Genomic DNA, 12,976 nt, shown 5'->3' with positions numbered 1-12,976 from the left:
GATCTTGATCTGACTGCCCCAAAAAGCCCGAGGCCGAACGCAGGTATTGCGGAGCCCTTTGCCTACTTTGGGCTGGGCCGGCATTCCGGCTTTTCCAAAGTGAGCCGCTGTAAGAGCGGAACCATAGGCCGCCGCTACCCAAATAACGGATATGCCCCCTCAAATCCCCCGCAACGCCAAAATCGCCAAATACAGCAGCACCACCCCACAAGCCCCATAGCTAACCCTCTGCCACATGGGCGAAGCATTCCGCCGCAGCAAATTGACCAACCCCGCAATCAAAAAGCACGACAACACCGACGCCAGCATAAACCCCGCAAAAAACATCAACGTCTGCCCATGGCTAGGCGCCGCCCCGACTATCCCCGATAACGCACTCCCCAGCGCCCCCCAATAGACAATGTTCTTCGGATTGGCCAGGGAAATCGCCGCCCCCACCACCAGCGCATTCTGCCCGGACCTGGCCGGCGCACTCCCGGCCTCTGGCAAGTGCCAGGCATCCATCAGGCTGCGAATCCCGAGCCAGGCCAGATACAGCCCACAAACGGCCGTCAGCGGCACCCGCACCGACTCATGCTGGATCAACAACGCCATGCCCGTAAGCCCGATCACCGCCCACACGGCATCGCCCACCAGCGAACCGATCTGCACCAACAGCGCAGGGGTAAACCCATGCAGCAGCCCGCGGCGCAGCGTCTCCGCCAGCACCGCCCCCGGCGACAGGCAAAACACAAAACCGAACACCAGCGCCGAAAAAAAGATCGTCAACATGCCTGCCTTCCTTCAAGTGATGGCCGGCATTTTAGGGAAGGGTGTGTAAGTCGTCTTGAACCAGATTGCGCTTTTCAGCCCTTGAGCAGGCGTTGATAGCGCCCCGGTGTGATCCCGTAGGCCGCCCGGAAATGCCGATTCAGGTGGCTCTGGTCAGCAAACCCCAAGACATGGGCAACCTGCGACGCCGCAACGCCTGAGCGCAACAGCCCCTTGGCGCGCCGGGTACGCAGTTGCATCGCCCACTGGCGTGGACTCAGCCCGGTTTCTTTCTGAAAAGCCCGCAGCAGATGGAATTTCGACAGGCCCAACTCGTCACCAAGGGTCTCGAGTGCCACCGCCTGGTGCAGGTTTTCAGCCAGCAATTCCTGGGCCTTGATCACCAAACCGCGTCCCACCGCAGTGCTGCCAGGCAAGCGGACGCCGCTGCAACCGACGACTTCGCCGAGCAGCACCACCAGGGCTTCCTCACTCAGCTCCCGGGCCAGCGGATCGACACTCAACGCACCTTCAATCGCCCCGGCGAGTTTCATCGCCAACGCCGGCTGGAAGCACAGCGAACGGTCGAACTCCAGGTGCGCCAGACCCAGATCAGCCGCCAATTGCTCGGCAGTCGCATACAAGCTGACAAACCGCCACGGCTGCCCTTCGGCCGCGCCTCCGCCTTGAATCTGCCCCGGGTTGTAGAGGGTGATGCTGCCGGGGCCGGCCTCGAAGGTGCGACGATCCAGCCACACCTGTTCCTCGCCGAGCAGGTTGACGCCGATCACGCATTCATCATGGCTGTGGCGGGCAAATGTCAGGCCGGTGCAGGCGGTGCTGCTGACTTCGTAGTTGCCCAGCCAGGCGTGCTGCATGGAACTCATTGAGGGGGCTCGCTGTGACCGTTGCCCGCGAGCATACGCCGGAAAAGACCTTCAGATCGACTACTCGCCCGGCTCTTCGGTTACGGCGTGGCGATGCGATCAAGCTCGGCCTTGATTTCGATGGGACTGAGGCTGGCGAACGGAATCTCGAAAAAAGCCCGGCAGCGTCGTTCAATGATTTCCAGGGTGGCGCGGAACGCGGCGTCGACTTGGGCTTCATCGCCCTGAACATCAGACGGATCCTCCAATCCCCAATGCGCCTTGAGCGCCGGGCCGAAATACACCGGGCAAGCTTCTCCAGCAGCCTTGTCGCATACGGTGACGACGATGTCTGGCGGGCTGCCTTCAAAGGCGTCGTTGCCCTTGCTGTACAAGCCTTCCGTGCTGATGCCGGCGGCTTTCAGCGTGGTCAGGCTGCGTGGCAGCACCTGGCCCTTGGGGAAGCTCCCGGAGCTGATGGCCTGGAAACCGTCCGGCGCCAGATGGTTGAACAAGGCTTCCGAGAGAATGCTGCGGCAGCTGTTGGCGGTGCACATGAACAGGACTTTCATCAAGCGAACTCCGTCAGAAACTCAGGCGCAAGGCCAGGGCGGCGAGGGTGATCAACAGTACCGGCAGGGTCAGCACGATCCCGGCCTTGAAGTAGTAACCCCAGGTGATGGTGATGCCTTTGCGTGCCAGGATGTGCAGCCAGAGCAAGGTCGCCAGGCTGCCGATAGGGGTGATTTTGGGGCCGAGGTCGCTGCCGATCACGTTGGCGTAGATCATCGCGTCCTTGACCACGCCCACGGCGTGGCTGGCCTCGATGGAGAGCGCGCCGATCAGCACGGTTGGCAGGTTGTTCATCGCCGAAGACAGCAGCGCGGTGAGTACACCGGTGCCCAAGGCCGCGCCCCATACGCCATAGCTTGCGAAGGTGTCGAGCCAGGTCGCGAGGTAGTCGGTCAGCCCGGCGTTACGCAGGCCGTAGACCACCAGGTACATGCCCAGGGAGAAAATCACGATCTGCCAGGGCGCTTCCTTCAGCACCTTGCGGGTGGAGATTTTGTGGCCCTTGGCGGCGATCACCAGCAGTAATATGGCGCAGGCGGCAGAAATTGCGCTGATGGGAATGCCCAGCGGTTCCAGGGCAAAGCAGCCCACCAACAGGATGCCCAGCACCCACCAGCCGGCGCGGAAAGTGGCGCGGTCGTGGATCGCACTGGCAGGGTCGTCGAGGTCTGCCGGGTCGTAGGTTTGCGGAATGTCCCGGCGGAAAAACCACAGCAATACGGCGAGGGTCGCGGCGACGCTCACCAGGTTCACCGGCACCATCACTGCGGCGTATTCGTTGAAGCCGATCTTGAAATAGTCGGCCGAGACGATGTTCACCAGGTTGGAGACTACCAGCGGCAGGCTCGCGGTGTCGGCGATAAACCCGGCGCCCATGACGAACGCCAGGGTGGCCGCCGGGGAAAAGCGCAACGCCAACAGCATCGACATCACGATGGGCGTGAGGATCAGCGCCGCGCCGTCGTTGGCGAACAAAGCCGATACCAGCGCGCCCAGCAGCACCATGTACGCGAACAGTCGCCGACCACGCCCACGGCCCCAGCGCGCCACATGCAAGGCAGCCCAGGCAAAGAAGCCCGCCTCATCCAGCAGCAGGCTGATGACGATCAGCGCGACAAAGGTCCCGGTGGCGTTCCAGATGATGTGCCACACCACCGGGATGTCGGCCAGGCTGATAACCCCGCACGCCAGGGCCAGGATCGCGCCCATAGTGGCGCTCCAGCCCACGCCCAGGCCCTTGGGCTGCCAGATGACCAAAATGATGGTGAACAGAAAGATAGCAACGGCTACAAGCATGAAAAGCTCTCCGCAGGATCAGCAGCAGGCGCTGGCCCGTTGTGGTCGGTCACCCATGGTTTCCAGACGCTGGGCGTCTGTTTTTAACCAGGCTTGGTTGGCTTGCAGGGTGGTGTCGAGCACTGCCGTCACCCACTCCGGCAAGGCCGGGTTGAGGCGGTAATAAATCCACTGGCCCTGGCGACGGTCCAGCAGCAACCCGCAACTGCGCAGTTGCGCCAAGTGGCGGGAGATTTTCGGCTGGCTGTCGTCCAGAGCATGGATCAATTCGCACACGCAAAGTTCGCCTTCACGCAGGATCAACAACGTCAGCCTGGCGCGGGTGGCGTCGGCCAGGCATTTGAAGACGTTGGGCGGGGAGAAAAGATCTGACATGGTCAGTGCCTTGATACATATGGAAATACGAATATACGTATTTCCATATGTATTGGTCAAACCTTGTTTCGATTGACCTGCGTCAAGTGCCCGACAATCGATGACAAGTGGTTGAAATTAAACTGAAACACAAATGTCCTAAAGTGCCTGCCCATTGGTGATGAAGGAAGAAAACGTGTGACCCGTGCCACTCGCAACCTGCGCAAGACCCTGGATTCCGTCGCGGACAATAACGAAACCGCGGCGTTTGACCTGATGCGCGCCGTCGAAAAGCTCAGCGATGAAGTGCTGCGCCAGCGCCTGCTCAATACCATCTACCGGCTCAACCAGGACGCCCACGAACTGCGCGAAGCCCGGGACGCGGTGGAGCGGGTGTCGGTCAAACTGGCTTGAGCACGATCGTTCAAGACAATCCCTGATACCGCTGGCATGCTTGTCGACTGACTGTCGATGAGCTTGTTGTGTATGCCTAACGCTCTGCCTCTGAATGCCTTTTCCCGTGGCGCGATTGCGATCATTCCATTGTCCCTGGCGTGTGCGCCGTGGGGATTGCTGGCCGGTTCGACTGCAATTGATGCCCAATTCACGCCGCTGGAAGCCCAGGGGCTGTCGACCATCGTGTTTGCCGGTGCCGCACAATTGGTGGCCATCGGTATGGTCAAGAGCGGCGCCAGCCTGATTTCGATCCTGCTGACCACCTTGCTGCTGACCTCCCAGCATTTGCTCTACGGCATGCACATGCGTCCCACGCTGTCGCCGCTCAAACCACGGTGGCGCATGAGCCTGGGCTTTTTGCTGACCGACGAATTCTTCGCCCTGGTCAGCCAGTACGACCGCCAGACCTTCAATCGCTGGTACGCCCTGGGCGTCGGCCTGACGTTCTATATCATCTGGAACGTCTTTACCTTCGCCGGCATCGTGCTCGGCAAAAGCATTCCCGGGCTGGATCAACTGGGCCTGGAATTCTCGATCGCAGCGACCTTTATCGCCCTGATCACCCCGGTAGTGCGCGACGTGCCGACCATCGTCTGCGTAGCCGTGTCGTTGCTGTGCTCGGTTTGGCTGAGCTACCTGCACTGGGAATCGGCGGTGGTGGTGTCCGGTGTGTTGGGGATGAGCGCAGGGTTTGCCTGCAAGCGGCTGGGAGTAGGGCAACAATGATCTTCGTGATGATTTTTGGCATGGGCCTGATCGTGTTTCTTAACCGCTACCTGTTTCTCGAGCCGCGCCTGCCGGTGCGCCTCAATCGCGGGGCGCGGGAGTTTCTCGGGTTTGCCGTACCGGGGATGCTCACCGCCATCTGCGGCCCGATCATTTTCCTGGCTGATCACAAGCTCAACCTGAGTGTGGGCAACCCCTACCTGCTGGCCGGAATCAGCGCCGTGGCGTTGATGTTCTGGACCCGCAGCGTGCTGATCACCGTGTTGCTGAGCATGGCGCTGTTCTATCTGTTCCGCTGGCTGCTCTGACCAACAAACTCCTGCTACGGGGGGAGCAAAACCAAGGCAAAAAAAAGCCTGCGGGAGGGCAGGCTGGAAGGGAGACTTCTTAAAAATGAGCCTGCCGACTATAGGCGGCGAGGTCTTCCTTCACAGTGAAACAAAGTTCATGAATCTGTCAGCTATTCGATAACCGGGGCGGCGGCTTTCTTGTTGGCTTTCGCCTCGGCCGCCAGGCATTCCAGGGCAAATTGCTCGGTGTAGGTCATCTGGATCGGGGTGCTTTCGCCCTTCACGGTGCGCTCGCCGTCAAGGATGTAGCGGATGCGCTTGTCGGTCACGCCGATGCGTTTGGCGATCCACGAAGGCGTCTGGCCGATGCGGCTGATCAGCTTGTCGGCGTAGTCGGTGGAGGGGTTGTAGCGCTCGGCATTGGGTGTCATGGGGTTTCCGGGTAAAAGCGGGTTCGTAAGTAGGCGGCAGGGTGACGCAATAATCCTTCGGTGTCGCCTGCTAATGGTACAGTCGCGTTTTTTCCAAGGAAGCTTCGGTATGCGGATGGTGGTAATTGGCGCTTTGGTCCTGGCATCGCTGGCCGGTTGCGCGGGCTCGAAGATGAAAGAGGCGCGTACCGGCGCGCCCTACAAAACCCTGGCCTCGGACAAGGCTCCGCTGGTGGTTGCCCAGTGCATCCAGTTCGGCTGGCAGGATGAAGCGGTGTTCGGGGTGGATGCCGGTGGTTTCATGGAGCCTGCACAGGCTGGTGGCTTCACCATCTACACCACGGCAGGTGACTATTTTGTCGACGTGCGCAGTGCCGGCGCCGGCGCCTCCGTCAACTATTACGCGGCCCAGGATGACTATCCGGCCAAGCGCCGCCTGGCGGCACTGGCGACCTGCCTGTAATCCATTCCGTTAGAAAAGTTCAGAAATGCCCTGCGGACAGTCCCGCAGGCATTGTTTTAGTATTTTCCCGCTCACCCGGCGTGACGGCTCTTTACCGGTACAGGGATGTCGAGGCCGGAGCGTCGGGAGGGCAACTGTTTTCTAGCGGGGCATGTACCCCAGGTGCCAGCGCCGCGGAATCTTCAGCGACACCAGCCCCAACAGCGCCGACAGCACCCCGCTGACCAGCAGCGCACGAATCCCCATGTGGTGCTCCAGCAACGCACCGATCACCGCACCCACAAACATCCCGGCCCACGGGATCAGTTGCACGCGCCAGCCGTTGCGGCGTTCACCGAGCATCCAGCGGCCCAGTCCGCGACCAAAGCGTGACAGCGCCCCGGTGACATAGGTAAGCCCCACGGGCAACCCGTTCACTTCTTCGACGGCGGCATTCAACATGCCCATGGCGATGATCGCTGCCAGCAACGCCGGCAATTGATCGGCAAACGGCCAGGCCGCAGCCCCGCACAGCAGGGTGGCGATGCACAGCAACAAGGGCAGGGCGTGGCGCCGGCTGACGCGGCTGACCATCACGCCCAGCGCATTCCCGGCGATAAACGTCGCCACCAGCAGTGTCAGGCGCGCGGTAAGGCCCAGGTCGCCTTCGCTGATCGCCACGGCGAGGCGCGTGGTGTTGCCGCTCATGAACGAGACAAAATCCCCGCTGGCCATGAAACCAATCGCATCGGTCATGCCCGCCAGCACGGAAAGGCTCGCCACCAGCAGCAACCCGACACGCCCGCGCCATTTGTGGCGATGCAGCAAGGCGGCGTTGGTGTAGGGCTTCAGGGATGAAGGCAGCATGGGGCCGGGTTCCTCGGTGAGATTATCCGGCCACTACCGTAGGGCGCTTCGTGCTCCGCTGCAATGACTTGGCGCACTTACAGGCGTTCGGCCAGTTGCTCCAGAAACATCGCCAGCCCGACTTCCTCGGCTTTCAAGCCTTTGCGCACTCGGGGCTTGGGCAGTTTCGCCAGTTCGCCCAGGCTGAAATGCTCCAGCACCGCCGGGTGGATGTAGCACTTGCGACACACCGCCGGGGTGTTGCCCAGTTGCTTGGCAACGTTCTTGACCATCTCCACCACATGTTTCTTGGCGTCGGATTCCGGCTGCCACTCAAGCTCGCGCAGCACTGCCAGCGCCAGGGCGCTGCCGGCCCAGGTGCGGTAGTCCTTGGCGGTAAAATCCGCGCCGGTCAGGGTGTGCAGGTAGGCATTCACATCGGTGGAACTGACGGTATGGCGCTCGCCGTTCTCGTCCAGGTACTGGAACAGGTTCTGCCCCGGCAACTCCAGGCAACGCTTGATCACCGTGGCCAGGCGCCGGTCCTTGACGCTGATCTGGTGCTCGATGCCGCTCTTGCCGCGAAACTGGAACAGGATCTCACTGCCCTTGATATCCACATGGCGGGTGCGCAGGGTGGTCAGGCCGTAGGAGCGGTTGTCGCGGGCATATTGGGTATTGCCGACGCGGATCAGGGTGGCGTCGAGCAGCAGCACCACCGTGGCCAGGACCTTTTCCCGATTGAACCCTGGCGCCTCGATCTGTGCTTCCAACTGTTTGCGCAGCTTGGGCAGCGCGCTGCCGAACTGTTGCAGCCGGGAGTATTTGTCGGTGTCGCGCACCTCGCGCCAGCGCGGGTGGTAGCGGTACTGCTTGCGCCCCCGGGCATCCCGCCCTGTGGCCTGCAGATGGCCGCGCGGGTCGGCGCAGATCCACACATCGGTATAGGCCGGCGGCACTGCCAGTGCGTTGATGCGTTTGATTTCGTCGGCATCGGTTATGCGTGTGCCGTCGGCCTTGAAGTATTGGAATTTGCCCCGCAGCTTTTTCCGGGACAGGCCGGGCTGGGTATCGTCGACGTAATGCAGGTCGCGGGGCAGGTCGGCAAGCAACGCAGGATCGGGCATGGCGCAAATTCCTTGGCAGGTATTTCTGATTGACCGCAGGGTTTTGCGGTCGTGCCAACAAGTTTGCTCCCCCGTAGCAGCTGTCGGGCAGTCAGGCCAGTACCGCCACCGCCTTGATTTGCGCCCACAGCGGCTGGCCGGGATGCAGCTGCAACTGGTCCCGCGAGTAACGGGTGATGCGCGCCAGCAGCGGCGTGCCGGCGGCGTCCAGGCTTACCAGCACATGGGCGGTGTTGTCGGCAGGGATTTCCTGGGTCACCGTCACCGGCAGGCGATTGAGGATGCTGCTGTGTTCCTCGGCCTGCAGGCTCAAGCTGACGTCCCGCGCCTGGATCTTGAAACGCAACGGTTTGCCCAGCGCCAATGGTGCATGGGCCACGCGCATCTGCAATTGGCTCGCGGGCAATTGCAGGGTGAGCAACTGGTAATGCTCGTCGTAGGCGCTGACGGTGCCGTTGATCACCACGCCGGCGTCGTCGCCCAGGGCCATGGGCAGGTCAAGCCGGGCCAGGGTTTCGCCGATGGGGCCGCTGGCCAGGGCCTTGCCGTCACTGAGCAACACGATGTGATCAGCCAGGCGCGCCACTTCGTCCTGGGCATGGCTGACGTACAGCACCGGAATCTCCAGTTCGTCATGCAGGCGTTCGAGATACGGCAGGATCTCGCTTTTGCGTTTGCTGTCCAGCGCGGCCAACGGTTCATCCATCAGCAACAGGCTCGGGCTGGTGAGCAGGGCGCGGGCGATGCCGATGCGCTGGCGCTCACCGCCGGAAAGGTGCTGCGGATGGCGGTCCAGCAGGTGACCGATGCCCAGCAACTCGGTGGCGTGGGCCATCTCCACCCGGCGTTGCTGGCGCGGGATGCGCTTGAGGCCGAACTCCAGGTTGGCCAGTACCGACAAATGCGGGAACAGGCTGGCTTCTTGAAACACGTAGCCCAGGGCGCGTTTGTGGGGTGGCACGAACAGTCCTTTGCGGCTGTCTTGCCAGACCTCGTCGTTGATCTGCACGAAACCCTCTTCAGCCCGCTCCAGCCCGGCGATGCAACGCAGGCAGGTGGTCTTGCCGGAGCCGGAGTGGCCGTACAGCGCCGTCACCCCGCGACCGGGCAGTTGCAGGTCGACATCCAGGGCAAACCCGGAATACTTCAGTTGCAGGCGTACCTCGATCATCGACATCAGCTCCAGCCCGCCTTGGTTTTACGGCTGGAGTAGAGCGCCAGCAACACCAGGAAAGAAAACACCACCATGGACCCGGCCAGCCAGTGGGCCTGGGCATATTCCATGGCTTCGACGTGGTCGTAGATCTGCACCGAGACGACCCGGGTCTTGTTGGGAATATTGCCGCCGATCATCAGTACCACGCCGAACTCGCCGACGGTGTGGGCAAAACCGAGAATCGACGCGGTGATAAACCCCGGGCGCGCCAGGGGCAGGATCACCGTGAAAAAGGTGTCCCAGGGATTGGCCCGCAAGGTCGCGGCCACTTCCAGCGGGCGAGTGCCAATGGCGGAGAAGGCGTTTTGCAACGGCTGCACCACAAACGGCATCGAATAGATCACCGAGCCAATCACCAGCCCGGCGAAGCTGAAGGTCAGGGTGCCCAGGCCCAGCCATTGGGTGAACTGGCCGAAGTAGCCGTTGGGGCCCATGGTCAGCAGCAGGTAGAAGCCGATCACCGTGGGTGGCAACACCAACGGCAAGGCCACCACCGCGCCAATGGGGCCGCGCCACCACGAGCGGGTGCGCGACAGCCAGAGGGCTATCGGAGTGCCGATGATCAGCAGGATGACCGTGGTCAGCGACGCCAGTTTCAGGGTCAACCAGATCGCGGAAAAATCGGCACTCGACAGCGGCATTTACAGCTCGTAACCGTAGGACTTGATCACCGCGGCGGCTTTCGGACCTTTCAGGTATTCAACCAGGGCCTTGGCGGCGGCGCTGTCCTTGCCCTTGTTGAGGATTACCGCGTCCTGCTTGATCGGGTCATGCATCGACGACGGCACGATCCAGGCCGAACCGCTGGTGACTTTGCCGTCCTTGTAGATCTGCGACAGTGCTACAAAACCCAGTTCGGCGTTGCCGGTGGAGACGAACTGATAGGCCTGGGTGATGTTCTGGCCTTCAACGAGCTTGTCCTTGACCTTCTCGGTCAGGCCTTCCTTAGCCAGCACCTGGGTGGCGGCCAGGCCATAAGGCGCGGCTTTCGGGTTGGCGATGGACAGGTGCTGGAACTGGTTTTTCTTCAGCACTTCGCCCTTGGCATCGACGTAGCCTTCCTTGGCCGACCACAGTGCCAGGGTGCCGACCGCGTAGGTGAAGCGCGAGCCCTTGACGGTGTCGCCTTCGGCTTCGAGCTTCTGCGGGGTGGTGTCGTCGGCGCTGAGGAACACTTCAAACGGCGCGCCGTTCTTGATCTGGGTGTAGAACTGGCCGGTAGCGCCGTAGGCAGCGACCAGTTTATGGCCGGTGTCTTTTTCAAAGTCGGCGGCAATCGCCTGGATCGGTGCGGTGAAGTTGGCAGCCACGGCCACCTGTACTTCATCGGCATTCGCCGAGGAGAAGGCAAACGCGGCGATCAGGGTAGCGAGGGCCGTGGGGGCCAGGCGTGAGGCGCGAATCATCATCAAGAAGCTCCTTGGGGTTTGCGGCTTGTTAGGCAGAGGGGGACTACCGCTATGTATGGGAATATATAGCGGTTGGCCACTGCCGGTACAGCGCAAAGTTGTCCCGGGAGTTCAGGTTCAGCGTCGGCCGAGTTTTTCCAGGGTTTGCGCGGACAGTTCGAGCGTCAGGTCATAGCTGGAGATGTCTTTGCCGAGGCGCAGCGCCTGGCCCGACCACAAGTTGCTGAAGCTGGCTTCGTCCTTGGCCTTGAGCGGCATCAACGCACCGCCGGACAGCGGGAACGCCGGCGCCGTGGGGTTGATCGCGCCCAACTCACGCATTACGCGGTTGATGATGCCCCGCGCCGGGCGCCCGGTGAACAGGTTGGTCAGCGCGGTTTCACTGGCCTGGGCAGTGCGCAAGGCGTGGTGGTGTGACTTCGAGACGGTGGCCTCGGGGGTAAACAGGTACGCGGTGCCAATCTGCACCGCTGACGCGCCAAGGGCGAAGGCCGCGACAATGCCCCTGGCATCCCCGATGCCGCCGGCCGCAATCACCGGCACGCGCACGGCATCGACAACCTGTGGCACCAGGGCCATGGTGCCGATCTGGCTATTCAGGTCGTCGCTGAGGAACATCCCGCGATGGCCACCGGCTTCGTTGCCCATGGCGATGATTGCATCGCAGCCGTGCTGTTCCAGCCAGATGGCTTCTTCGACGGTGGTAGCCGACGACAGCACTTTCGCCCCGGTGGCCTTGACCCGGTCCAGCAGGGATTTTTCCGGCAGGCCGAAGTGAAAGCTCACCACTTCGGGGCGGAATTCTTCCACCACTTCACAGGCGGCGTTGTTGAACGGTGCGCGGTTGGAGACGGGCGTCGGCGCGTCAAAATCGGCGCCCAGCTCGCGGTAGTAGGTTTCCAGCAGGTTCTTCCACTGAAGGTCGCGGTGAGCATCCGGCGTCGGTGGCTGATGGCAGAAGAAATTTACGTTCAGCGGCCGCGAACTGGCCTGGCGAATCGTGGTGAGTGCTTCGCGCAGTTGCTCGATGCTGAGCGCCGCCGCCGGCATTGAACCGAGGGCGCCGGCCTGATTGGCCGCAATCACCATGGCCGTGCTCGTGGCATTGGCCATGGGCGCCTGAATGATCGGTAAATCGATGCCCAGCAGGTCAAGAATTCGGGTGTCTGGCCAGGTGCTCATGGGACGCTTCTCCAACGGTGGAATGCTGTTCCGTCGTTTTAGCAGGGCCAGGCAGCACCAGGCCAGTCTGTATTATTCACTGGACGAATCCAGTGTTTCATGGGCGGTTATCAGTTGATGGCGTCGCCCAGTACTGCATGAATCCGTTGGGCAATGTGCGCGGCGTGGGTTTCCAGGGCGAAGTGGCCGGTGTCGAGTAATTCCACCACGGCGTTGGGGTTGTCGCCTTTGTAGGCATGGGCGCCCGGCGGGATGAAGAAGGGATCGTTCTGGCCCCAGATCACCAGCGCCGGCACTTGCGTGGCCTTGAAAAACGCCTGGAACGCCGGGTACAGCGTCAGGTTGTTGCGGTAGTCGAGGAACAGGTCCAACTGGATCTCGTCATTGCCGGGACGCTGCATCAGGAGCACGTCGAGCATATAGGACTCCGGCGCCACCAGCTCCGGTTGCGACACGCCATGCAGGTACTGATAGCGCGTGCCTTCCAGGCTGATGACCGCGTTGCGAATCACCTCGCGATTGGCCTGGCTCGGCTCGGCCCAGTAGGCCCGGATCGGATCCCAGGCGTCACCCAAACCTTCCAGGTAGGCATTGCCGTTTTGCGATATCAGCGCGCTGACCCGTTCCGGGTGGGCCACGGCCAGGCGCAGGCCCACCGGTGCGCCATAGTCGAACACATAGAGGGCATAGCGACTGAGGTTCAGGGCGTCGACGAAGTGGCCAACGGTGATCGCCAGGTTATCGAAGCTGTAGTGGTAATTGCGTTCGGCGGGGACTTCGGTGAAGCCGAAGCCTGGCAAGTCCGGGGCGATGATCCGGTAACGGGTGGCAAGCAGCGGGATCAGGTCACGGTACATATGGGACGAACTGGGAAAGCCATGCAGCAGCAACAACACCGGCGCGGAGGGGTCGCCGGCTTCACGGTAGAAAATGCGCACACCATCGGCATCAACGTGCTGATAGCGAACAACCGGGGCTGAAATCGACATGATCGGAGTCCTCTGCGTAACTG

17 protein-coding genes are annotated in these 12,976 nt (G+C 61.9%); 4 read left to right on the top strand and 13 right to left on the bottom strand.

Annotated features, from left to right (window positions below; translation table 11 throughout):
• Positions 1 to 159: 159 nt before the first annotated feature.
• The 5 genes from HX824_RS05405 to HX824_RS05385 all read right to left on the bottom strand — a co-directional run bounded on the left by HX824_RS05405 (position 160) and on the right by HX824_RS05385 (position 3,860).
• Positions 160 to 771 carry a LysE family transporter gene (locus HX824_RS05405; RefSeq protein ID WP_177054236.1) on the bottom strand — a complete coding sequence of 204 codons (612 nt, stop codon included), beginning with the start codon at positions 769 to 771 and terminating at the stop codon, positions 160 to 162.
• Between the two features lie 74 nt (positions 772 to 845).
• A complete protein-coding gene (locus HX824_RS05400; RefSeq protein WP_177054235.1) occupies positions 846 to 1,637 on the bottom strand; it encodes an AraC family transcriptional regulator in 792 nt (263 codons plus the stop codon).
• Positions 1,638 to 1,717: 80 nt separating this feature from the next.
• The gene (locus tag HX824_RS05395; RefSeq protein WP_177023092.1) at positions 1,718 to 2,188 is read right to left on the bottom strand and encodes an arsenate reductase ArsC; all 471 of its coding nucleotides are present in this window, start codon (positions 2,186 to 2,188) and stop codon (positions 1,718 to 1,720) included.
• A gap of 13 nt (positions 2,189 to 2,201) precedes the next feature.
• The gene (locus tag HX824_RS05390) at positions 2,202 to 3,485 is read right to left on the bottom strand and encodes an arsenic transporter (RefSeq protein WP_177054234.1); all 1,284 of its coding nucleotides are present in this window, start codon (positions 3,483 to 3,485) and stop codon (positions 2,202 to 2,204) included.
• 18 nt (positions 3,486 to 3,503) lie between these two features.
• Positions 3,504 to 3,860: a metalloregulator ArsR/SmtB family transcription factor gene (locus HX824_RS05385; RefSeq protein WP_003212604.1), complete on the bottom strand. Its 357-nt coding sequence runs from the start codon at positions 3,858 to 3,860 to the stop codon at positions 3,504 to 3,506.
• A 177-nt stretch (positions 3,861 to 4,037) separates the two neighbouring features.
• On the opposite strand from HX824_RS05385, the gene HX824_RS05380 reads away from it, so the two are divergent.
• From HX824_RS05380 to HX824_RS05370, 3 genes are all read left to right on the top strand, one after another.
• Entirely contained in the window at positions 4,038 to 4,253 is a 216-nt protein-coding gene (locus HX824_RS05380) for a hypothetical protein (RefSeq protein ID WP_177054233.1), read from the top strand.
• Between the two features lie 72 nt (positions 4,254 to 4,325).
• Positions 4,326 to 5,021 (top strand): AzlC family ABC transporter permease, encoded by a 696-nt coding sequence (locus HX824_RS05375; protein WP_003212602.1) that lies wholly within the window; start codon positions 4,326 to 4,328, stop codon positions 5,019 to 5,021.
• Complete coding sequence (locus HX824_RS05370) at positions 5,018 to 5,329, top strand: AzlD domain-containing protein (RefSeq protein ID WP_008432487.1); 312 nt, start codon at positions 5,018 to 5,020, stop codon at positions 5,327 to 5,329. Before HX824_RS05375 ends, HX824_RS05370 begins: the two co-directional genes overlap by 4 nt.
• Before the next feature lie 152 nt (positions 5,330 to 5,481).
• On the opposite strand, the gene HX824_RS05365 is transcribed toward HX824_RS05370, so the two are convergent.
• A complete protein-coding gene (locus HX824_RS05365) occupies positions 5,482 to 5,742 on the bottom strand; it encodes a hypothetical protein (protein WP_003212600.1) in 261 nt (86 codons plus the stop codon).
• Positions 5,743 to 5,851: 109 nt separating this feature from the next.
• On the opposite strand from HX824_RS05365, the gene HX824_RS05360 reads away from it, so the two are divergent.
• Entirely contained in the window at positions 5,852 to 6,205 is a 354-nt protein-coding gene (locus HX824_RS05360) for a hypothetical protein (protein ID WP_087693907.1), read from the top strand.
• Positions 6,206 to 6,346: 141 nt separating this feature from the next.
• On the opposite strand, the gene HX824_RS05355 is transcribed toward HX824_RS05360, so the two are convergent.
• The 7 genes from HX824_RS05355 to HX824_RS05325 form a co-directional block, all read right to left on the bottom strand.
• Positions 6,347 to 7,051, bottom strand: coding sequence for a YoaK family protein (locus tag HX824_RS05355; RefSeq protein ID WP_087693906.1), 705 nt, complete (start codon positions 7,049 to 7,051; stop codon positions 6,347 to 6,349).
• A 77-nt stretch (positions 7,052 to 7,128) separates the two neighbouring features.
• On the bottom strand, positions 7,129 to 8,157 hold the full coding sequence (locus HX824_RS05350) for a DNA topoisomerase IB (protein ID WP_003212597.1): 1,029 nt from the start codon (positions 8,155 to 8,157) through the stop codon (positions 7,129 to 7,131).
• Between the two features lie 91 nt (positions 8,158 to 8,248).
• Positions 8,249 to 9,328: a molybdenum ABC transporter ATP-binding protein gene (gene modC, locus HX824_RS05345; protein ID WP_177054232.1), complete on the bottom strand. Its 1,080-nt coding sequence runs from the start codon at positions 9,326 to 9,328 to the stop codon at positions 8,249 to 8,251.
• A 5-nt stretch (positions 9,329 to 9,333) separates the two neighbouring features.
• On the bottom strand, positions 9,334 to 10,014 hold the full coding sequence (gene modB / locus HX824_RS05340; RefSeq protein WP_003212595.1) for a molybdate ABC transporter permease subunit: 681 nt from the start codon (positions 10,012 to 10,014) through the stop codon (positions 9,334 to 9,336).
• Entirely contained in the window at positions 10,015 to 10,782 is a 768-nt protein-coding gene (gene modA, locus HX824_RS05335) for a molybdate ABC transporter substrate-binding protein (protein WP_102604918.1), read from the bottom strand.
• Positions 10,783 to 10,899: 117 nt separating this feature from the next.
• Positions 10,900 to 11,964, bottom strand: a complete 1,065-nt coding sequence (locus HX824_RS05330; RefSeq protein ID WP_177054231.1) for a nitronate monooxygenase family protein — start codon at positions 11,962 to 11,964, stop codon at positions 10,900 to 10,902.
• A 110-nt stretch (positions 11,965 to 12,074) separates the two neighbouring features.
• Positions 12,075 to 12,953 carry an alpha/beta fold hydrolase gene (locus tag HX824_RS05325; protein WP_102604916.1) on the bottom strand — a complete coding sequence of 293 codons (879 nt, stop codon included), beginning with the start codon at positions 12,951 to 12,953 and terminating at the stop codon, positions 12,075 to 12,077.
• Positions 12,954 to 12,976: the final 23 nt, after the last annotated feature.

The organism is Pseudomonas sp. D4002 (assembly GCF_013385665.1).
GTDB lineage: Bacteria > Pseudomonadota > Gammaproteobacteria > Pseudomonadales > Pseudomonadaceae > Aquipseudomonas.
This window is presented reverse-complemented; position numbering and strand designations above follow the sequence as displayed.